This window comes from Mycobacteriales bacterium (assembly GCA_030697205.1).
In the GTDB taxonomy this organism is placed as follows: domain Bacteria; phylum Actinomycetota; class Actinomycetes; order Mycobacteriales; family SCTD01; genus JAUYQP01.
Genome location: JAUYQP010000032.1, coordinates 114,312 through 135,648 on the forward strand (window position 1 = coordinate 114,312; position 21,337 = coordinate 135,648).

Genomic DNA, 21,337 nt, shown 5'->3' on the forward strand with positions numbered 1-21,337 from the left:
GGTGCTGCGCGCGACGTTCCGGTCGCTGCTGGCCCGCAAGCTGCGCCTCCTGCTGTCCGCGACCGCGATCGTGCTCGGCGTCTCCTTCGTGAGTGGCTCGCTCGTGCTCACCGACACCCTGGGCCGGGTCTTCGACGAGCTGTTCGCGAGCGTCAACGCCAAGACCGCCGTGGAGGTCCGCGGCAAGGAGGCCTTCGACGCCGGCAACCAGGGCGAGGCCGCCCGGCAACCCGTGCCCGTGTCCGTGCTCGACACGATCCGGGCGGTCGACGGCGTCACCGCGGTGGTCGGCGACGTGTCCGGCTACGCCCAGGTCGTCGACGCCGACGGCGAGCCCTACAGCACCGGGGGCGCACCCACCTTCGGGCTCAACTACGACGCCGACCCGTTGACGTCGTCGTTCACCCTGCGCTCCGGTGAGGCCCCAGAGGGCCCGGGTGAGGTCGCGCTCGACGCCGCGACCTCCGAGGCCACCGGCTTCGAGGTCGGCGACACCGTCAGCGTCATCCTGGCCCAGGGCCGCAAGGAGCTCACGGTCAGCGGCGTCTTCGGCTTCGGGGAGAACGACAACCTCGCCGGGACGAGCATCGTCGCGCTCGACCAGGGGGTCGCGGAGCAGCTGCTCGGACGACCGGGTGAGTACGACGTGGTGCGCGCCGCGGCCGAGGACGGCGTGTCTCGGGAGGAGCTGCGCGACCGGGTCGCCGCGGTACTGCCCGCGGGCACCGAGGCCGTCACGGGTGAGCAGAGCGCCGACGAGACCGCAGGTGACATCAAGGACGCGCTCGGCTTCGTCAACACCTTCCTGCTCGTCTTCGCCGGCATCTCGCTGTTCGTCGGCGGCTTCCTCATCTTCAACACCTTCACGATGCTCGTCGCGCAGCGCCAGCGCGAGCTCGCGCTCCTGCGGGCGCTCGGTGCCAGCCGCGGCCAGGTGATCCGCAGCGTCCTCGTGGAGGCGCTCGTCGTCGGCTTCGTCGCGTCGGTCGTGGGCCTCGGCACCGGACTGCTCGTCGCTGTCGGCCTGCAGGGCCTCATCCGGGCCGTCGGCGGCTCGCTGCCCCAGGGCGACCTGGTCGTGCAGACCTCCACCGTCGTCGCCTGCTTCGTGGTCGGCATCGTCGTGACCGCCGTGGCGGCACTGCTCCCCGCGCGTCGGGCCTCTGCCGTGCCGCCGGTCGCCGCGATGCGCGACGCGGTAGCCCCGGAGCACTCGCTGCGGCGCGGGTCGACGATCGGCGCGGGGCTGCTCGTGCTGGGGGTCGTGGCCATCGGGGTGGGCCTGCAGGGCGAGCTCGCCGTGCTCGGGCTCGGTGCCGTGCTGGCCTTCCTGGGGGTCGCCGGCCTGTCGCCGCTGCTGTCCCGGCCCGCCGCACGGCTCCTCGGCGCCCCGCTAGCCCGCGGTGTGCCCGGTCGCCTGGGCCGGCTCAACGCGATGCGCAACCCGCGCCGGTCGGCCTCGACCGCGGCCGCGCTGATGATCGGCCTCGCGCTGGTCAGCGCCGTGTCCATCCTCGGTTCGTCGGCCAAGGCGACCGTCGAGAAGATCGTCCAGGGCGCCGTCGGGGCAGACCTGGTGGTCCAGCAGAAGGGCAGGTTCGACGGCTTCTCGGCCGCTGTGGCTGCGACCCTGAAGGACCTTGACGAGGTCGAGACGGCCGACGTCCTGCGCTTCGACCTCGTCCAGATCGGCGAGCAGGTCACCTTCGTCACCGCGGTGTCGGACGCCGCGCTCGATCGGAGCCTGACGCTGGACGAGGTCGACGGCGACCTCAGCCTCGCGCCGGGCGTACTGCTGCTGTCGGAGTCCGAGTCGGAGGCCCGCGGGCTGTCGACGGGTGACACGGCGCCGGTGACCTTCGCCCGCGGTGCCGTGCGCGACTACCGGGTCGGAGGCGTCTACGCGGACAACCAGCTGGTCGGGCCCTACCTGCTCGACGCCACCGCCGGCGCGGACTTCGCCACCGACCTCGACGGCGTCGTGCTGGTCAACGCCGCGGACGGGGTGTCCGCCGCCGAGCTGCGCACCGCGGTGGACACCTCCCTCGAGGCGTTCCCGACGGTGGAGGCCGCCACCGGCGGCGAGTTCGCCGACGACGTTGCGGGCAACATCGACGTGGTCCTCACGATCATCAGCGTGCTGCTCCTGCTGTCGATCCTCATCGCGGTGCTCGGCATCGTGAACACCCTTGCGCTGTCGGTCCTGGAGCGGACCCGGGAGCTCGGCCTGCTGCGCGCCGTCGGCCTGGCCCGGCCGCAGATGCGCCGGATGGTCAGGGTCGAGGCGGTCGTCGTGTCGCTGTTCGGCACCGCGCTCGGACTCGTCGTGGGCACCGCCCTGGGGATCGCCGTGCAGCGCGCGCTCGCCGACGACGGCATCACCGAGCTGCAGGTGCCGGTCGGCCGCTTCGCGCTCTTCGCGCTCGCCGCCGCCGTCGCTGGGGTCGTCGCGGCGGTCCTCCCCGCACGTCGCGCCGCCCGGCTCGACGTGCTGCAGGCCATCGCCACGACGTGACACGTGCGGCACACTGGGGCCACGCACCACAGCCCCTCCCGGAGGACGACATGACGACCGACACCGCTGCCGCTCACGCCGACGAGCTGGTCACCGCCGCGCACCTGCCCGACGACGTCGCCTCGCTGGCCGTCGGCCCGCAGCTGACGATGCCGCTGCCGGTCACCTACGACACCGTCGAGGAGGAGCGCTACCACCGCAAGGTCCGCCTCGCTGCGGCGTTCCGGATGTTCTCGAAGGCCGGGCTCGACGAGGGCGTCGCCGGTCACGTCACGGCGCGCGACCCCGAGCACACCGACTCCTACTGGGTGAACCCCTTCGGGATGCACTTCTCGATGATCAAGCAGTCCGACCTGGTGCGCGTCGACCACGCCGGCAACGTCGTCGAGGGCACCCGCGCGGTCAACGGCGCGGCCGTCGCCATCCACTGCGCGGTCCACGCCGCCCGCCCCGACGTCATCGCCGCGGCCCACGCCCACGGCCCCTACGGCAAGACGCTGTCGTCGCTGCCGATGACCGTCGAGCCCATCACCCAGGACGCCTGCGCCTTCTACGACGACATCGGCATCCACGAGGACTACACCGGCGTCGTGCTCGACCCCGAGGAGGGCAAGAAGATCGGCGCCTCCCTCGGTGCCCACAAGGCGGTCATCCTGCGCAACCACGGGATGCTCACGGTCGGCGAGACCGTCGACAGCGCCGCCTGGTGGTTCCTCACCCTCGAGCGCACCGCCCAGGCCCAGCTCATGGCCTACGCCGCCGGCACGCCCCGCCAGATCCCGCACGACGCCGCGGAGCAGACCCGCGGGCAGGTCGGCTTCGAGTTCGCCGGCTGGTTCCAGTTCCAGCCGATCTGGGAGCGCATCTCCAAGGACAACCCCGACATCTACGACTGATTCCCTCCGCAACGTCATAGCGGCTCAGGAGCTGCCAGGCTTGTGCAGTTATGACGCAACGAGGGTGTGGAGGGCGTCGAGGGTGACGGCTGCCAACGAGGGGACCACCAGGCGGCGCGGGGCGGGGGCGAAGGACACACCGGGCACCGACGGTACGGCGACGACGGCGCAGCCGGCTGCCTCGCCGGCCGCCACCCCGGCGGGCGAGTCCTCCATGACGACGCAGTCGCGCGGGTCGACCCCCAGCCGCGCCGCGGCCGTCAGGTAGGGCTCCGGGTGCGGCTTGCCCTGCTCGACCTCGTCGCCCGCGACGGTCACGTCGAAGGGACCGATCCCGTGGGCCAGCACGGCGTCGACGAGCACCCGGTAGGACGACGAGACGAGCGCGAGCGGGACGCCCGCGTCGCGCAGTGACGCGAGCAGACCGGCCACCCCCGGCAGCAGCGGCAGGTCGACCTCGAACAGCTCCACCATGCGGGCGAGCAGCCAGGCCGACGTCTCGGCGACGGTGTCGGGGCCGTCGTCAGCGTCGTACCAGCGCAGGATCGTCGGGACCGCGACCTCGAGGCGGGTCCCGACGATCGCGGCCTTGAGCTCGTCGGTGAACTCCCCGCCGAGGCGCGCGGCGAGCTCGACCTCCGCGACCGTCCAGAGCGGCTCGCTGTCGACGAGCAGGCCGTCCATGTCCCACAGGACCGCAGCCGGTCCGGTCACCCGGGCAGTCACGGCGAGGGTCACTCGTCGTCAGTGCGGTAGCCGAGGTTCGGGGCCAGCCAGCGCTCGGCCTCGGCCACCGTCCAGCCCTTGCGGGCGGCGTAGTCGGTGACCTGGTCGCGACCGAGAGCGCCGACGACGAAGTACTGCGACTGCGGGTGGCTGAAGTACAGGCCGCTCACCGACGCACCGGGCCACATGGCCATGCTCTCGGTCAGCGCGATGCCGGTGCGCGCCTCGACGTCGAGCAGCTCCCAGATCGTCGCCTTCTCGGTGTGCTCGGGGCAGGCGGGGTAGCCCGGCGCAGGACGGATGCCGACGTAGGTCTCCTTGATGAGCTGCTCATTGTCGAGCTCCTCGTCAGCGGCGTAGCCCCACAGCTCGGTGCGGACCCGCTGGTGGAGCCGCTCGGCGAAGGCCTCGGCGAGGCGGTCCGCGAGGGCCTCGAGCAGGATGGCGCTGTAGTCGTCGAGCTCCTCCTTGAAGGCCCGGACGCGATCCTGGGACCCGAGACCGGCGGTGACCGCGAAGGCGCCGACGTGGTCCGCGAGGCCCGTCTCGCGGGGCGCGACGAAGTCGGCGAGCGAGCGGTGCGGGACACCGGGGCGGTGCTCGGTCTGCTGGCGGACCTGGCGCAGGACCTGCAGCACCTCGCCGGAGTCGCCGGAGTGGTCGTAGACCTCGATGTCGTCGTGGCCCACGACGGCTGCCGGGAAGAGACCGACGACGCCCTTCGCGGTCAGCCACTTCTCGTCGACGATGCGGTCGAGCATCTCCTGCGCGTCGTCGTAGAGCTTGCGGGCGGCCTCGCCGCTGGCGGGGTTGTTGAGGATGTCGGGGAAGCGTCCCTTGAGCTCCCAGGAGCTGAAGAACGGCGTCCAGTCGATGCACGAGCGCAGGTCGGCGAGGTCGAAGTCCTCGAAGACCGTGATCCCGAGCGTGCGCGGCACGGGTGGGGTGTAGGACGACCAGTCGACGGGCGTGCGGTTGGCGCGCGCCTGCTCCAGCGGGAGGATCGTGCGCGCTTCGCTGCGGGCGGCATAGCGCTCGCGCAGGCTGTCGTAGTCGGTCTTGAGGTCGGCCAGCAGTCCGGGACGCTGCTCGTCCGAGAGCAGCGCTGCCACGACGGGCACCGACCGCGAGGCGTCCTTCACCCACACGACCGGCCCGTCGTACTTGTGGTCGACCTTGACCGCGGTGTGCGCGCGCGAGGTGGTCGCGCCGCCGATGAGGAGCGGGATCGTGAGGCCCTGGCGCTGCATCTCGCTGGCGAAGGAGACCATCTCGTCGAGCGACGGCGTGATCAGCCCGGAGAGCCCGATGATGTCGGCGCCGTGCTCCTTCGCGGCGTCGAGAACCTTCTGCGCCGGCACCATGACGCCGAGGTCGATGACGTCGTAGTTGTTGCACTGCAGGACCACGCCGACGATGTTCTTGCCGATGTCGTGGACGTCGCCCTTCACGGTGGCCATGACGACGGTGCCGTTGCTGCGCGCCGCGTCGTCAGGGTGCTTCCCGGCCTCGATGAACGGGATGAGGTAGGCGACCGCCTTCTTCATGACGCGAGCGGACTTCACCACCTGCGGAAGGAACATCTTGCCGGCCCCGAACAGGTCGCCGACGACGTTCATGCCGGCCATCAGCGGGCCCTCGATGACCTCGATCGGCTGGCCGCCGCGCGCCTCGATGAGCTGCCGCAGCTCCTCGGTGTCGGTCTCGGCGTAGTCGTCGATCCCCTTCACCAGGGCGTGGGTGATGCGCTCCCCCACCGGCAGGCTGCGCCAGGCCTCGTCAGCACCCTCGGCGATGGTGCCCTCGCCGTGGTGGTCACTGGCTATCTCGAGCAGGCGCTCAGTGGCATCGGGCCGACGGTTGAGGATGACGTCCTCGATCCGCTCGCGCAGCACGGGGTCGATCTCGTCGTAGACGACGAGGGCGCCCGCGTTGACGATGCCCATGTCCATGCCGGCGGCGATCGCGTGGAACAGGAAGACCGCGTGAATCGCCTCGCGGACCGCGTTGTTGCCGCGGAACGAGAACGACACGTTGGACACACCGCCCGACACCATCGCGCCGGGCAGGTTCTGCTTGATCCAGCGGGTCGCCTCGATGAAGTCGACGCCGTAGTTGGCGTGCTCCTCGATGCCGGTGGCGACGGCGAAGACGTTGGGGTCGAAGATGATGTCCTCGGCGGGGAAACCGACCTCGTCGACGAGGATCCGGTAGGCCCGCTCGCAGATCTGCGTGCGCCGCTCGAGGTTGTCGGCCTGCCCGTCCTCGTCGAAGGCCATGACGACCACCGCCGCACCGAACTTGCGGCACAGGGTCGCCTCGCGACGGAACTTGTCCTCGCCCTCCTTCATGGAGATCGAATTGACGATGGCCTTGCCCTGGACGCACTTCAGGCCCGCCTCGATCACCTCCCACTTGGAAGAGTCGATCATGATCGGCACCCGGGCGATGTCCGGCTCTGCGGCGATCAGGTTGAGGAACGTCTTCATGGCCGCGACGCTGTCCAGCAGCCCCTCGTCCATGTTGATGTCGATCACCGAGGCGCCGGCGTCCACCTGCTGGCGCGCCACGCTCAGCGCCGCCGGATAGTCCCCCTCGGCGACCAGCTTACGGAATTTGGCCGAGCCGGTGACGTTGGTCCGCTCGCCGACATTTATGAAGATAGGTCGCATCGATTCCGCTCTCTTGTCCCCTCTCGTCCTTCGCCCCTTGTGGGGTTGAGAGCGGCGGCTCGCTCTTGCGATCCGCATGGCCGGACATGTCCGGCTCGCTCTCGACGGTGGCCCCGCGGCGCGGGGTCGGATGAGGGGTCTCTCAAAACTATCCAGGTGTTCGACGGCGGTCGGCGGATGGGTCGGTGCAACCCCTCATCCGACCTGCTGCCGCAGGCCACCTTCTCCCGCAAGGGGAGAAGGACGCGAAACTCTTACGCCAGTTCGAAGGGCTCCAGCCCGGCCAGCCGCATGGCCTTGGGGCGTTCCGGAATCTGCCGGGGCTTAACACCCTTCACCGCCTCGGCGACGTGGCGAATGTGGTCGGGCGTGGTGCCGCAGCAGCCGCCCAGGATGTTGACCAGGCCGCGCGACGCCCACTCGTGCAGCTCGTGCGCCGTCTGGTGGGCCTCCTCGTCGTACTCGCCAAAGGCGTTGGGCAGGCCGGCGTTGGGATAGGCGCTCACCAGGGTGTCGGCGACGCGGCTGAGCTCGGCGATGTGCGGCCGCATCAGGTCGGCGCCCAGCGCGCAGTTCAGGCCGATGGCGAAGGGCTTGGCGTGCTTCACCGAGTTCCAGAAAGCCTCCACCGTCTGGCCCGATAGCGTGCGGCCCGACCGGTCGGTGATGGTTCCGGAGATCCAGATCGGCAGGGGCTCGTAGCCCTCATCCTCCATGTCCAGGATCACCTTGATGGCGGCCTTGCAGTTGAGCGTGTCGGTGATGGTCTCGATCAGGAACATGTCCACCCCGCCGTCGTGCAGGGCGATCATCTGTTCGCGGTAGGCGACGTAGACCTCGTCGAAGGTCACCAGCCGCGCGCCCGGATCGTTTACGTCCGAGGACATCGACAGCATCTTGTTCAGCGGCCCCACCGAGCCGGCCACGAAGCGCGGCTTGTGCGGCTCCCTGGCGGTCCAGGCGTCGGCCCGCTCGCGGGCGATCCGCGCGCCCTCGAAGTTGATGTCGCGGACCGCGCTCTCCAGCTCGTAGTCGGCCTGGGCGATCGTGGTCGCCGAGAAGGTGTTGGTCTCGCTGATGTCGGCGCCGGCGGCGTAGTACTGATCGTGCAGGTCGCCGACGATATCGGGCCGCGTCAGGCACAGGATGTCGTTGTTGCCCTTCAGCTGGCCGGGATGGTCCTGGAACCGCTCGCCCCGATAGTCGGCCTCATCCAGCTTGCGCTTCTGGAACATCACCCCCCAGGAGCCGTCCAGAATCAACACGCGCTCACGCGAAATTTGTTTCAGCTTTTCAATACGTTCTGAGCGCAGGCTCATGCGGCTTTCTCCGTCGGCTCTTCCCGCACGCCCAGCACCCGGCAGATGGCGTAAACGAGGTCGGCCCTGTTCAGGGTATAGAAATGCAGGTCTGAGAACCCCTCCTCCACCAGCCGCGCGCACATCTCGGCGGCGACGGAGCAGGCGAGCAGCTTGCGGGTCTCGACGTCGTCGTCGAGCCCCTCGAACAGATTGCCCAGCCAGCCCGGCAAGGTGACGCCGATGCGCTGGGACATGTTCTTCAGCCCCTCATAGCCGCTCACCGGCATGACGCCCGGCAGGATCGGGATGGTGACGCCAGCCTTGCGGATCTTCTCGACGAACCGCAGGTAGCCGTCGATGTCGAAGAAGAAGTTGCTGATCGCCCGGGTGGCCCCGGCGTCGATCTTGGCTTTCAGCACGTCGATGTCATGGTCCACCGACGGGCTTTCCGGGTGGATCTGCGGATAGACCCCGACGCTGACGTCGAAGTCGCCGATCGCACGGATGCCGGCGGTCAGCTCCGTGGCGTTCTGATAGCCATCGGCGCGGGGCGTATAGGCTCCGCCCAGCGATCCCGGCGGGTCGCCGCGCAGGGCCACGATGTGCCGGATCCCCGCGTCCCAATAGTCCTGGATCACCTCGTCCACCTCGGCGCGGGAGGCTTCCACGCAGGTCAGGTGGGCGGCGGGGCGCAGGGTGGTCTCGTGCAGCATCCGGACCACCGTGCGGTGGGTGCGGTCCCGGGTCGAACCGCCGGCGCCATAGGTCACCGACACGAAGGATGGGTTCAGGGGCTCGAGCCGCCGGATGGCCTCCCACAGGCTCTCCTCGCTCTTGGGCCCCTTGGGCGGCGAAAATTCGAAGGAGACGGAGGGGCGCTTGGCCAGGCCGGCGCCGGCGCGCGCCACCGGTCCCAGCGCGGTTTCCAGCGGACTCATGCGGCGCTCCTTACAGCTTTTCGGACGCGCTCGGCGGTCCAGATCTTGACGGTCAGACCCTCGCCCCGGGCGGGCGGCAGGGCGGCGGCGCGGACCTTGGTCAGGCCCGCCTCGTTCAGCCACCGCTCCATCTCGGCCTCGGCGAAACCGAGGCGGCGGTGCTGGTGCTGCTCGCGCAGGAACTCCAGGCTGTGGGGCGCAAAGTCGACAATGATCAGTCGGCCGTCCTCGGCCACCAGTCGCGCGGCTTCGCGCACGGCGGCGGCGGGATCGCCCAGATAGTGCAGCACCTGGTGGACCACCACCAGATCGGCGCTCTGGCCCGGCAGGCGGGTGCCGAAGATGTCCCCGTGGCGCAGCTCGCAGCGCTCCAGTCCGGCGTCGGCGACATGCCGGCGCGCGATGTTCAGCATCTGCTGCGACAGATCCAGCCCAACGGCGGCTTGGGCATGCGGCCCCAGCAGGGTCAGCATGCGGCCGGTGCCGGAACCCAGGTCCACCAGACGCTTGAAGGGTCCGGGGCCGGCGGCCTCCAGAACCGCGGCCTCGACGTCGGTCTCCGACACGTAGAGCGAGCGGATCTCGTCCCAGCGCGCGGCGTTGCGGGCGAAGTATTCCCCGGCCTCCGTGGAGCGTTCGGCGCGCACGGCCTGCAGCCGCTCGGCGTCGCGGGCCAGGATGGGGTCTGCGAGGTCCACCACCGCCAAGGTCTCGTCGGCCAGCCGACGCGCCAGGCCGCCGGCCACCAGGCGGTAGAAGACCCAGGCCCCGTCCGGGAACCGCTCCACCAGACCGGCCTCGGCCAGCAGCTTCAGGTGCCGCGAGACACGGGGCTGGCTCTGGTCCAGAACCTTGCACAGCTCCAGGACCGCCAGTTCCTCGTGGGACAGCAGGGCGAGGATGCGCAGGCGGGTCGGTTCGCCCGCCGCGCGCAACACTTCCACAGCCTGGATCGCTGAAAGACTCATTGGCACATAAAGATATCTTTATGTCTTTATGTCAAGCCTCGGGAGGGGCGACCGCCGGCTCCCAGAGTTCGATCTTCAGACCAGCCGGATCCATCAGCCAGGCGAAGCGCCCGTTGGGATCGGAGTCGTCGCGACCGGTGGGTTCAACCCCTTCGGCGGCGGCGCGGGCCAGCACCCCGTCCATATCATCGACGATGAAATTGATCATGAACGGCGAGGCCGAGGGCTCGAAATATGTGGTGTCGGCCTTGAACGGCGACCAGAGGGTGTAGCCCTTGTCCCCGTGCGGCCACATGGCGCCCGGCCACGGGCCGCCGCCGAATCCCAGCACCCGATGGTACCAGGCGGCCACGGCGGCGGGGTCTGAGGTTTTGAAGAAAACCCCACCGATTCCAAGGACTTTGGCCATGATCCTGCCTCCTAGGCGACCGGACTCAGCAGGGCCTCGCCGGCGAAGTGGCGGCGCAGGTTCTCGAAGGTCTGACCGATCATCGAGGGCAGGGAATCCACTGTGCCCCCGGCGCTGTGCGGGGTCAGCACCGTGTTCGGCACGCCCTCCCAGCGCTCTGCCGGCGTCGGCTCGGTGGCGAACACATCCAGGCCCGCCCGACCGAGCCGGCCCGCTTTCAGCGCCGCGATCAGGGCGTCCTCGTCGATCACCGAGCCCCGCGCGACATTGACGATCATCCCCTTGGGACCCACCGCCTCGATCACCTCGGCGTTCACCGCCTGGCGGTTGGACACATCGGCGCGGCAGGCCACCACCAGGATGTCGCTGTCCTGGGCGAGCGCCAGCAGGCTCTCGGCCCGGGGCCAGGCGGCGCCCGGCTTTTCGTTGGGTCCCCACCAGGCCACCGTCATGCCGAAGGCCTCCACCCGCCTGGCCACCGCCACGCCGATATGGCCCAGCCCCATGATCCCCACGCGCTGGCCCTTCAGCCCCGGCCCGATCTCCAGGCGGTCATGGTTCCAGCGCCCCGCCCGCAGCATCCGGTCGCCGGCCACGATGTTGCGCCAGCCGCCGATCAGCAGGCCCAGCGCATGGTCGGCCACGTCCTCGGCGTTCAGCCCGTCGGCGTGGGACACTTCGATCCCCCGCGCCCGGCACCAGGGCACGTCGACCCCGTCATAGCCGACGCTGACATTGGCGATCAGCTTGAGGTTGGTCAGGCTCTCCAGAAAGTCGGCGGTCAGGTAGATCTCGCCGGCATGGACGATGGCGTCCACCGCCTGGGCCTCCCCGTCGGCCATCTCCCAGCGCCGCACGACCCGGTAGCCCTTCGCCTCCAGCCTCGCCTGCATGAGCGACAGCATGGGGTGGGAGATCAGCACGGTGTGGGGCATGGGGCTCTCCGAAGGGCGGCCCTTCTATAGCCGTGCTCAGGCGATCGCCGCCAGCACGCCGCCCAGGATCCCGGTCAGCTTGTCGATCTCCGCCTGCGAGATGATCAGCGGCGGCGACAGCGCGATGGTGTCCCCCGTGGCCCGCACCAGCAGGCCCGCCTTCAGCGCGCTCACCAGCACCTCATAGCCCCGCGCGCCGGGCGCTCCGTCGCGGGGCGACAGCTCGATGGCGCCCATCAGGCCCACATTGCGGATGTCGATGACGTGGGGCGCGGCGCGCAGCGCGTGCAGCGCCGCCTCCCACAGCGGCGCGAGGGCCGCGACCCGGCCGAACAGCTCCTCTCGGGCATAGATCTCCAGCACCGCCAGCCCAGCCGCGCAGGCCACGGGATGGCCGGAATAGGTGTAGCCGTGGAAGAACTCGATCGCGCCCTCCGGACCCTGCACCACCGCGTCGTGCACCGCACGGCGCACGAACACCGCCCCCATGGGAATGACCCCGTTGGTCAGGCCCTTGGCCGTGGTCATGATGTCCGGCGTCACCCCGAAGGCCTGGGACGCGAAGGCCGCGCCGACCCGCCCGAACCCGGTGATCACCTCGTCGAAGATCAGCAGGATGCCGTGCCGGTCGCAGATCTCCCTCAGGCGCGCCAGATAGCCCACCGGCGGCGGCAGCACGCCGGCCGACCCCGCCACCGGCTCGACGATCACCGCGGCGATGGTCTCGGCCCCGTGCAGGGCGATCAGCCCCTCCAGGGCGTCGGCCTTTTCCGCCCCATGGACCGGCAGGCCGCGCGAGAAGGCGTTGCGCGCCAGGTCATAGGTCGACGGCAGGTGGTCCACCCCTGGCAGGGTGACGAAGCTGCGCCGGTTGTTCACCAGCCCACCCACCGACAGGCCACCGAAGCCCACCCCGTGATATCCCTTCTCCCGCCCGATCAGCTTGACCCGCTGCCCCTCACCGCGCGCCCGGTGATAGGCCATGGCGATCTTCAGCGCGGTGTCCACCGACTCCGAGCCAGAGTTGGTGAAGAACACCCGGTCCAGGCCGGCCGGCGCGATCTTCGTCAGGGCTTGCGCGAACTCGAACCCGATCGGATGGCCCATCTGGAACGAGGGCGCGAAATCCAGCGTCATCAGCTGGCGGGCCACCGCCTCGGCGATCTCCGCCCGCCCGTGGCCGGCGTTGACGCACCACAGGCCCGAGGTCCCGTCCAGCACCTCCTGCCCGTCCGCGGCGCGGTAGTACATGCCGCTGGCCTCCGTCAGCAGCCGCGGATCGGCCTTGAACTGCCGGTTGGCGGTGAACGGCATCCACCACGCCGCGAAATCCGGGTGGTTGTCTCCGAAGTCGGCGCTCATGCTCGGGATCTCCTTGGCGAGCCCAGGCAATCACGTTCGGCCCGGGACCGCCAGCCGCCCGCTTGCGCGCTCCGGGACCTTGCGCCTATCTGCGCGGCATTGACGCCGGCCCAGGCCACGCTCCCATTTCAAGGACCCCTTCATGCAGACCCATCGCCTCGGCAAGAGCGCCATCGTCGTCTCCAAGATCTGCATGGGGACCATGACCTTCGGCTCCCAGGTGGATGAGGCGGAGTCCCACCGCATCCTCGACAAGTCGCTGGAGGCCGGGATCAACTTCTTCGACGCCGCCGAGAATTATCCGGTGCCGCCCAGCGAGGAATGGGCCGGTCGCACCGAAGAAATCGTCGGCCGCTGGCTGAAAACCAAGCGCCGCGACGAGGTGATCCTCGCCACCAAGGTCTGCGGCCCCAGCCACGGCTGGATCAAGGGCGCCCAGCGGGCCGGCATGACCGCGCTCGACCGCCACAACATCACCCGCGCCGTCGAGGCCAGCCTCAAGCGCCTGGGCACCGACTATATCGACCTCTACCAGACCCACTGGCCCGACCACGGCGTCGCCTATGACGAGACGATGGAGACCCTCGACGAGCTGATCCGCGAGGGCAAGGTGCGCACCATCGGCTGCAGCAACGAGACCACCTGGGGCCTGATGAAGAGCGTGGCGACCTCCGACCGCCTCGGCGTCGCCCGCTACCAGACCATCCAGAACAATTTCAGCCTCAACAACCGCCGCTTTGAGGACGAGCTGGCTCAGGCCTGTCGCCAGGAGGGCGTCAGCCTGATCCCCTTCTCGCCCCTGGCCGGCGGCGTGCTCTCGGGCAAGTACCAGGGCGGGGCGACCCCGGAGGGCGCGCGCTTCTCCCGCTACATCGCGCTCGGCGGCCGCCAGGCGGTGATGGCCCAGCGCTTCGTCAACGAGAAGTCCCTGGCCTCCACCGAACGCTTCGCCGCCGTCGCCGCCGAGGCCGGGATGTCGCCTGTCACCCTGGCCACCGCCTGGAGCAAGCAGCACGACTTCGTCGCCTCCACCATCGTCGGCGTCTCCAAGGAAGAGCAACTCCCCGACATCTTCGCCGCCGCCGACGTCACCTTGTCGGCCGAAGTGCTGTCGAAGATCGACGCCATCTCCAAGGAAATCCTCTACCCGATGGGCTGACGCGGCAGCGCCGCCACGCGGTTCAGCCGCGCCCAGCTCCGGGCGTAGGCTGAGCCGCCCGACCGTGCAGGCTTGAGCGCCGCCGCCCAGCGGGCCTCGGCCTGGGCGGCCTCCCGCCAGCAGTGGGCGACGGCGGCGGGCAGATCATCGGCCGCGTCGATCCGCGCCCGGAACCCCGCCTCCAGCGCGTCCCGTTCGTCGGCGATCAGCGCCATGCCCGCCGCATGATCGGCCAGCAGGGCCCGGTGCAGCCGCTCATGCCGCCACCACAGGCTCTCGCCGTCATAGGTGTCGGTGGGCGCCGGCCCCACCGGCGGCGGGCCGGCTTCGAACAGCACCGGCTTGAACAGGCTGGTGCAGGGCGCCGAGGTGGCGGTCACCCAATGCACGGCGCGCTCGCTCCCGACTTCCGACACCATCGAGGCCACCGACTGGCTGCGGCGCGGCCCTTGCGCGGCGTGCATGCAGATTGTCCGCCCCACCGTATTGGCCGGGCTCCAGTCGGCCGTCTCCCCGTGGTCGCGCAGGATGGCCATCATCGCTCCGGGGGTCAGGGCCGCGCCCGCCCCGTCCAGCAGCGCCTGCCCCCGCGCGCAGCGTCCGCGGCCGAAGCTTATGGCGTCGCGCGCCGCGTCGATCAGCTGGGCCGCCACGTCGAACCGCCCGGCCCCCTGCGCCGCCAGCCCCGGACTGATCGCCGACCAGTCGGCTCCGATCGAATAGGCGTTGGACAACGACCGCCGCCCGGCGACCTTCTCCACCACCCAGTCGCGCCCCACCGTCTCCAGCACATAGGCCTCGGCGCGGTCTGCGATGATGAAGCCGTTGTGATAGTAAAACCGCCCCAGGTGGCCGCAGTCGCCGCCCTGGCCGTACCGCTCGAGCAGGCCGATGATCACCGCCAGCGCCTCACCCGCGCTCGCGCCCCGCTCCAGCCCCAGCCGCACCAGATCCATCCCCGTCAGCGCCCGTTTGCGCTGGGCCGGGACGCGGGCATGCAGCGCCTCGTTGCCGATCACCACCCCATGCTCATTGGCGCCCATCTCCGCCCCCCACATCCAGCAGGGCCGACTGATCAACACCGCCTGGGTCTGCGCCACGTCGGGGATGGTGATGTAGGTGAGCTTCAGATCCCCGCCGCCCGTCCGCCGCGGATGCATCTCCAGCACCTGGGCCTCGTTGCGCTCCCGGTCGCTGTTCTTGGCGAACAGCAGCTTCCCGCGCGGGGTCTCGGAGGCCAGGGCTACCAGGGTGTCGCACATGGGGTGAGCTTATCGGGGCACAGCCCACTTGCCAGCCTCCCAACAAGCCCCAAGGTCAGATCAAAGCCAGGGGAGGCGAACATGGCCGCGACAGCAGCCCAGAACACCGGCGCCGAATTCGAGGACGAGGGCGTCGTGGCGGCCTATGTCCACCGCACGCCCTATCCGCCCGCCCTGTTCGACCGCCTGCTGGCGCTCACCCCCGGCCGCGACCGCCTGCTCGACCTCGGCTGCGGCCCCGGCAAGCTGACCCTCACCCTCGCGCCCCATTTCGCCGAGGTCCTGGCCGTCGATCCCTCGGCCGCCATGCTGCGCCTGGCCCAGACCCTGGACGCCGGCGCCAACCCGCATATCGCCTGGACGGAGGCCTTGGCTGAGGACCTCCCCCTCCCTGCCGGCCTCGACCTGATCACCGCTGGCGCCAGCATCCACTGGATGGACGCCCCGCGGCTGTTCCCCCACCTCGCCGCCGCCATCGCCTCGGACGGCGTCATGGCCATCCTCGGCGGCGACGGGCCAGCGGACGCGCCGTGGATCAAGGCCTGGGACCAGACCATCGTCGACTGGGTCGGCAAGTTGGGCGGCCAGTGGCAGGACCCGGCGCACACCGCCCGCATCATCGGCCACCAGCCCTGGTTCGACCTGGCCGCCACCGAGGTCTTCACCGCCCCCGTCACCCAAGCCGTCGACGACCTGATCGAGGCCGAGCATTCGCGGGCCACCTGGTCCCGCGCCAAGATGGGCGCCCACGCCGAGGGCTTCGACGCCGACCTGCGCGCCGTCGTCGCCCCCTATGCCCGGGACGGCAAGGTCACCTTCGAGATCTCCTGCACCCTCTGGTGGGGGCGGCCCCGCGCCACACCTCTCGTGGCTTGACCGACTCCCGCCGCGCGATCAAAAACGACCATGATCCGCCTCATAGCCACCGACCTCGACGGCACCCTGCTGCGGCGGGACGGCTCGATCTCGGCGCGCACGCGGCAAGCCCTCGCCAATGCGCGCGAAGCCGGCATCGCCGTGGCCTTCGTCACCGCCCGGCCGCCGCGGGATGTCCACCACATCGCCGACGACCTGGGGATTACCGGCATGGCGGTCTGCTCCAACGGCGCCCTGCTCTACGACCTGACCGAGGCCCGGGTGATGCGTCATGAGGCCCTGCCCACGGCGGTGGCCCTGGAGCTGATCGGCGAACTGCGCCGGTCCGACCCCGACTTCAGCTTCGCCACCGAGCACGGCCACAAGGTGGGCCGCGAGGACGCCTTCCCGCTCTCCATGTTCGACGGCTTCGTTCACCACCACGAGCCCCGGGTGGAGCCCGTCCACAGCCTCTGCGACGAGGACCTGGTCAAGATCCTGGTCCACCATCCCGCCCACGAGATCGACGATCTGCACGCCCTGATCCGGTCCCTGGCCGGCGACCGCGTGGCCGTCACCCATTCGGGCGCCCCCTTCGTGGAGTTCGGCGCCCTTGGCGTGTCCAAGGCCAGCGGCCTGCTCCACCTGGGCGCCGATCTGGGGATCGAGGCCCACGAGATCATCGCCTTCGGGGATATGCCCAACGACATTCCCATGCTGATGGCCGCCGGCCGCGGTGTCGCCGTCGCCAACGCTCACGCCGCGGTGCTGGCCGCCGCCCGCGAGACGACCGCCGCCAACGAGGACGACGGCGTGGCCCAGGTGATCGAAACCCTGCTGGGGTGAAGCGACGCCGCCCGTAGATTTCAAGCTGGGCTGTCGGAACGAACACCGGGTTTGAGGCGCTGGTTGGGCCTCAATCTCCGGAGAAACGTTCATGCGAAATGCAATGGGGGCCCTTGCGGGCGCCGCTCTGACCCTGGCCCTCATGGGGGCCTGTTCCAAGCCCGCGTCGGAAACCGCGACCGACACCTCGGCCGCCGCCAGCGACGCCAGCGCCAACGCCATGGCCGCCGGGGGCGCTGTCTCGCCGCCCGCCGCCAACGACGCGGTGGACGCCGGCGCCACGGCCTCGGACGTCGCCCCCGAGGCGGCCTCCAACTCCTTCACCGAAGGCCAGGCCAAGGGCCACATCGAGAAGGCCGGCTACACCGACGTCACCGGCCTGATGAAGGGCGCCGACGGCATCTGGACCGCCAAGGCCATGAAGGACGGCAAGTCCATGGACGTGTCGCTCGACTTCAAGGGCGCCGTCACCGCCCGCTAACCTCAAAGCTTAGGAGCTCACCATGAGCCGCACTGTCTCACGTCTATTCAACAGCCACACCGAAGCCATGACCGCCGTCTCCGAACTGGAACGCGCGGGCATTTCCCACAACGATATCAGCTTGGTGGCGAGCAACGCTGACAACTGGCACGAGGGCCATCGCCACGACAAGGCCGACCTCGACGACGACAACGAGACCGCTGAAGGCGCGGCCGAGGGCGCCACCAAGGGCGGCCTGCTCGGCGCCGGCGGCGGCCTGCTGGCCGGCCTCGGCATGCTGGCCATCCCCGGCCTCGGCCCCGTGGTCGCCGCCGGTTGGCTGGTCTCCACCGTCGTCGGCGCCGCCGCCGGCGCAGCGGCTGGCGCGGCCACCGGTGGCGTGCTCGGCGCCCTGAAGGACGCTGGTCACTCCGACGAGGACGCCCACGTCTATGCCGAGGGGGTCCGCCGCGGCGGCACCCTGGTCAGCGTCAAGGCCAAGGACGAGGACGCCGACCGCGTCGATCAGATCCTCAACCAGCATCAGGGTGTCGACGCCCTGACGCGGGGATCGGACTACCGGGCCAGCGGCTGGAGCCGCTTCGACCACGACGCGGCCCCCTACACCGCCGATGAAGTCGTTCGCGAACGCCAGCGCTATGGTGAGAGCCGCTCCTTCATGAACCAGGACGGCCGCGACGACAGCCTCGACACCGATGGCGAGCGTCGCCCCGCCGGGATCACCGCCCCGATCCCCGGCACGAACATCTAGTCAAAGGCCTCAAGGCCTCGACCTCCAGGCCCCCCGGCTCATGCCGGGGGGCCTTTTGGCGTGTGCTGCAGCCGGCCCCCCCTTTGATCTGGCTCAGGGTGGGTGGACCCTGGCGGGTCTATCAAGGCCCGGAGCGACGCCGTCGCGCCGCATCCACCAAAGGACTCCGCCATGCTGGAATATCGGGTCGAGGCCCGCAGGGTCGACGCCCATGGCGGCCTGGCGACGACGAAGGAGGCCCAGATCCTGCTCGACACCGACGTGAAGGGGCGGCCGGACGCCTTCAACCCGGCCGAGCTGTTCCTGGCCTCCGTCGCCGCCTGCATGATCAAGGGCGTGGAGCGGGTCACGCCCCTGCTGGCCTTCGAGCTGCGCGGCGTGGAGGTGCGCCTGCACGGCGAGCGACAGGACAGCCCGCCGAAGATGGTCTCCATCGACTATGAGCTGATCGTCGACACCGACGAGAGCGACCATCGGTTGGACCTCCTGCACACCAATGTGCGGAAGTACGGGACCATCTCCAACACCGTCGCCGCCGCCCTCCCCCTCACCGGCAGGATCCTCCGCAAGTCCGCCGTCGGGGCGCCTGAGACCTAGTCCCTCAGCGCCGATGAAGCGGCCCTCGACACGGCGCAGCGGTCTCAGCGCCTGACCAACGGCGTCGTGCGATTGATCGAGACCTACGGAGCCAACCTTTCCTCCCCCGTTCCGCTCCGCTTCACAGGGGAGGAAAATCCCACAAGCTTGACCTCACGTCCCCGCCCGGCCAACCTGCCCCAAGGCAAGCGTCCGAGGCGGCTGACAAATATCGCGCTCGCCCTCAGCGCCCGCACCACGCCGCGGGTTCGCGGCCCCGCGCGGCCGAGCCACCTCGACGGACTTCCCAATGCCTCCACCTGTCGCCCTGACGCGCGACCGCGATTTCATGAAGCTGTGGGCCGCCCAGGCGGTCTCCACCTTCGGCGCCCGCATCACCCGCGAGGGCCTGCCGATGACGGCGGTCCTGACCCTGGGGGCCAGCCCGGCGACGCTCGGCGTGCTGGCCGCGCTGTCCTATGGCCCGGCCCTCTTCGTGGGTCTGTTGGGCGGCGGCTTCGTGGACCGCCGCCACCGCCGCCCGGTGCTGATCGCCACCGACCTGATCCGGGCCGCCGTGCTCATCACCGTGCCTATCGCCGCCTGGATGGGCTGGCTCTCCCTGTGGCAGGTGTTGGCCGCCGCCGCCCTGGTGGGGGCCGCCAGCGTGCTCTTCGACATGGCCGATCACGCCTATCTGCCGGCCCTGATCGGAACCGAGCGGCTGGTGGACGGCAATTCCAGGCTCTCGGCCACGGAGTCGGTGGCCGAGCTGGGCGGCCCGGCCCTGGCGGGCCTGCTCTTCCAACTGCTCACCGCCCCCTTCGCGATCGCGGTCAATGCGGTGACCTATCTGGTCTCGGCCCTCTTCCTCGCCGGCATCCGGAAGGTCGAGCCCGAGCCTGCGCCCGTCGCGCCCCAGCCCTGGGTGGCCGACCTGACCCAGGGCTTCCGCGTCGCCTGGGCCGAGCCCCGCGTCCGGCCCCTGCTGGTGATGACCGCCTGCAACGGCCTGTTCGGCGGCGGCTTCGCGGCCCTCTACGTGCTGTTTGCTCTGCGCACCCTCGAGCTGACGCCCGTCATGCTGGGGATCACCGTGGCCTTTGGCGGCCTCGGCGCCCTGATCGGCGCGGGGCTGGCGGCCCCGGTGGCCAGGCGCCTGGGGGCAGGCCCCGCCATCCTGATCATGGCCCTGGCCTCCGCCGCCAGCGCCCTGCTGATCCCCCTGTCGCCCGCCGCCCCGGCGCTCGGGATGGCGATGTTGATCGTCTCCCAGCTGCTGGGAGACTCCACCTCCGTCATCCACGACGTCCTCGCGGCCTCCCTGCGCCAGACGGTCCTGCCCCAGGAAACCCTGGGCCGCGCGGCGGGCGCCTTCAAGGCCGTCGGCGGCGGGACCATGCTGGTGGGCGCCCTGGCCCTCGGCGCGCTCGGCGGCCTCATCGGCGTCCGCGAGACCCTGTTCGTCGCCGCCGCCGGCCTGGCGGTGGGACCGCTCATCGCCCTGACCTCGCCGGCCCTGCGCCGCGTCAAGGGGATCGAGCTGGACGCGGCGTGACCGCGGCCAGCCGACTCTGCCGCCGGCAGGCCCTCAGACCGGCTCCATCTCCTTGGGCGCCGTGACGCGCCGCGTCCGGGTCTGGGCCTTGGGCTTGGGCTTGGGCAGCAGGCGAAAGCGGGTCTGACACCAGGCGAAATCGACCCCGACATCCAGCAGGGCGTCGGACCGCCCGCAGGGGCAGGCGAACTCCATGACCGCGAACACCCGGTAGCTCTCCCCCGCCACCAGGGGCGTCGGCCGGCCCGTGGCGTGGTTGGGGGCGACATTGACGCAGATGACCAGGTCTCCGGGACCCACCGCCTCGCTCATGGCCTGCCTCCTGGGTGCTGCCGGAAAGATGAGCCTCCGCCCCGCGACGGGCAAGCCCCTCCGGGCGCCGGCGGCGGACCTTGCGCGCGGAGCCGAGGTTCGGGCTGAGACATCGGCGACCGGACTTCCGGCGGTGATCGTGCTAACCGGACGCGGCCCTCGGCGATCGCTCAAGCCGCATCCCACCCCCGCCGCGGACGTCTGCGCCTGTCGTCCGGGTCCACCATTGTCCCCAGGGTCACCCACCGCCATGGAAAAAGTGCCGATGACCGCTCAGGGCTACCGCGCCCTGGACGAAGACTTGAAGCGGCTGAAGACCATCGAGCGGCCCGCCGTGACCGTGGCGATCGGCGAGGCGCGCCTGCACGGCGACCTGAAGGAGAACGCCGAGTACCATTCCGCCAAGGACCGGCAGGGGTGGATCGAAGGACAGATTGTCCAGATCGGCGACATGATCGCCCGCGCCCAGGTCATCGACGTCAGCAAGCTGTCGGGAACCCAGATCAAGTTCGGCGCCACCATCTCCGTCATCGACCAAAAGACCGAGAAGCCCGCCCGCTACCAGATCGTCGGCGAGCATGAGGCCGACGTGAAGCAGGGCCGCATCTCGATCACCTCCCCCATCGCGCGTGCGATGATCGGCAAGGAGAGCGGCGACCTCGTCGAGGTGAAAAGCCCCGGCGGCCTGACGGCCTACGAGGTCACCAAGGTCGAGTGGATCTGATCCCCGGACCTTTCGAAAGTCGAACCGCCGAGGTCTTTGATGCGCCAACAGCGGACGTTCAGGCGCCGGCGGAAAGTGGACATTGCCGCTC

General features: G+C 70.2%; 19 protein-coding genes and 1 pseudogene. 10 read left to right on the forward strand and 10 right to left on the reverse strand.

The genetic code is table 11. The features are described from left to right. Position 1: 1 nt before the first annotated feature. Both Q8R60_10470 and Q8R60_10475 read left to right on the forward strand, forming a co-directional pair. Positions 2–2,515 (forward strand): FtsX-like permease family protein, encoded by a 2,514-nt coding sequence (locus Q8R60_10470; protein MDP3712890.1) that lies wholly within the window; start codon positions 2–4, stop codon positions 2,513–2,515. 50 nt (positions 2,516–2,565) lie between these two features. Beyond that, positions 2,566–3,411, forward strand: a complete 846-nt coding sequence (locus tag Q8R60_10475) for a class II aldolase/adducin family protein (protein ID MDP3712891.1) — start codon at positions 2,566–2,568, stop codon at positions 3,409–3,411. A 48-nt stretch (positions 3,412–3,459) separates the two neighbouring features. Here Q8R60_10475 and Q8R60_10480 read toward each other — a convergent pair whose 3' ends face one another. The 8 genes and pseudogenes from Q8R60_10480 to Q8R60_10515 form a co-directional block, all read right to left on the reverse strand. Beyond that, positions 3,460–4,137: an HAD family phosphatase gene (locus Q8R60_10480; protein MDP3712892.1), complete on the reverse strand. Its 678-nt coding sequence runs from the start codon at positions 4,135–4,137 to the stop codon at positions 3,460–3,462. 8 nt (positions 4,138–4,145) lie between these two features. Continuing rightward, a pseudogene (metH, locus tag Q8R60_10485) lies at positions 4,146–6,800 on the reverse strand (methionine synthase). A gap of 263 nt (positions 6,801–7,063) precedes the next feature. After that, positions 7,064–8,128, reverse strand: a complete 1,065-nt coding sequence (locus Q8R60_10490) for a homocysteine S-methyltransferase family protein (GenBank protein MDP3712893.1) — start codon at positions 8,126–8,128, stop codon at positions 7,064–7,066. Beyond that, a complete protein-coding gene (gene metF, locus Q8R60_10495; protein MDP3712894.1) occupies positions 8,125–9,048 on the reverse strand; it encodes a methylenetetrahydrofolate reductase [NAD(P)H] in 924 nt (307 codons plus the stop codon). Before metF ends, Q8R60_10490 begins: the two co-directional genes overlap by 4 nt. Next, a complete protein-coding gene (locus tag Q8R60_10500) occupies positions 9,045–9,992 on the reverse strand; it encodes a metalloregulator ArsR/SmtB family transcription factor (GenBank protein ID MDP3712895.1) in 948 nt (315 codons plus the stop codon). The genes metF and Q8R60_10500 overlap by 4 nt, the downstream gene beginning before the upstream one ends. 55 nt (positions 9,993–10,047) lie before the next feature. Then, a complete protein-coding gene (locus tag Q8R60_10505) occupies positions 10,048–10,425 on the reverse strand; it encodes a VOC family protein (GenBank protein ID MDP3712896.1) in 378 nt (125 codons plus the stop codon). 11 nt (positions 10,426–10,436) lie between these two features. Next, entirely contained in the window at positions 10,437–11,360 is a 924-nt protein-coding gene (locus Q8R60_10510) for a 2-hydroxyacid dehydrogenase (GenBank protein ID MDP3712897.1), read from the reverse strand. 36 nt (positions 11,361–11,396) lie between these two features. Next, entirely contained in the window at positions 11,397–12,722 is a 1,326-nt protein-coding gene (locus tag Q8R60_10515) for an aspartate aminotransferase family protein (GenBank protein ID MDP3712898.1), read from the reverse strand. Between the two features lie 142 nt (positions 12,723–12,864). Between Q8R60_10515 and Q8R60_10520 the strand changes: the two genes are divergently transcribed. Beyond that, positions 12,865–13,881: an aldo/keto reductase gene (locus Q8R60_10520; protein MDP3712899.1), complete on the forward strand. Its 1,017-nt coding sequence runs from the start codon at positions 12,865–12,867 to the stop codon at positions 13,879–13,881. Here Q8R60_10520 and Q8R60_10525 read toward each other — a convergent pair. After that, a complete protein-coding gene (locus Q8R60_10525; GenBank protein MDP3712900.1) occupies positions 13,866–15,143 on the reverse strand; it encodes a C69 family dipeptidase in 1,278 nt (425 codons plus the stop codon). The two genes, Q8R60_10520 and Q8R60_10525, sit on opposite strands and share 16 nt — an antisense overlap. A gap of 81 nt (positions 15,144–15,224) precedes the next feature. Here Q8R60_10525 and Q8R60_10530 point away from each other — a divergent pair, with 81 nt between their 5' ends. The 6 genes from Q8R60_10530 (at position 15,225) to Q8R60_10555 (ending at position 20,210) form a co-directional block, all read left to right on the forward strand. Further along, positions 15,225–16,019 (forward strand): class I SAM-dependent methyltransferase, encoded by a 795-nt coding sequence (locus Q8R60_10530; GenBank protein MDP3712901.1) that lies wholly within the window; start codon positions 15,225–15,227, stop codon positions 16,017–16,019. A 30-nt stretch (positions 16,020–16,049) separates the two neighbouring features. Beyond that, positions 16,050–16,844 (forward strand): HAD family hydrolase, encoded by a 795-nt coding sequence (locus Q8R60_10535; GenBank protein ID MDP3712902.1) that lies wholly within the window; start codon positions 16,050–16,052, stop codon positions 16,842–16,844. A gap of 142 nt (positions 16,845–16,986) precedes the next feature. Further along, positions 16,987–17,325: a hypothetical protein gene (locus Q8R60_10540; protein MDP3712903.1), complete on the forward strand. Its 339-nt coding sequence runs from the start codon at positions 16,987–16,989 to the stop codon at positions 17,323–17,325. Positions 17,326–17,347: 22 nt separating this feature from the next. Then, positions 17,348–18,076 (forward strand): hypothetical protein, encoded by a 729-nt coding sequence (locus tag Q8R60_10545; protein ID MDP3712904.1) that lies wholly within the window; start codon positions 17,348–17,350, stop codon positions 18,074–18,076. Between the two features lie 171 nt (positions 18,077–18,247). Beyond that, positions 18,248–18,673, forward strand: a complete 426-nt coding sequence (locus Q8R60_10550) for an OsmC family protein (protein ID MDP3712905.1) — start codon at positions 18,248–18,250, stop codon at positions 18,671–18,673. A 289-nt stretch (positions 18,674–18,962) separates the two neighbouring features. Then, entirely contained in the window at positions 18,963–20,210 is a 1,248-nt protein-coding gene (locus Q8R60_10555) for an MFS transporter (GenBank protein MDP3712906.1), read from the forward strand. Between the two features lie 33 nt (positions 20,211–20,243). Here Q8R60_10555 and Q8R60_10560 read toward each other — a convergent pair whose 3' ends face one another. Further along, a complete protein-coding gene (locus Q8R60_10560) occupies positions 20,244–20,522 on the reverse strand; it encodes a hypothetical protein (protein MDP3712907.1) in 279 nt (92 codons plus the stop codon). Between the two features lie 250 nt (positions 20,523–20,772). Between Q8R60_10560 and greA the strand changes: the two genes are divergently transcribed. Next, the gene (gene greA / locus Q8R60_10565; protein ID MDP3712908.1) at positions 20,773–21,246 is read left to right on the forward strand and encodes a transcription elongation factor GreA; all 474 of its coding nucleotides are present in this window, start codon (positions 20,773–20,775) and stop codon (positions 21,244–21,246) included. Positions 21,247–21,337 lie beyond the last annotated feature (91 nt).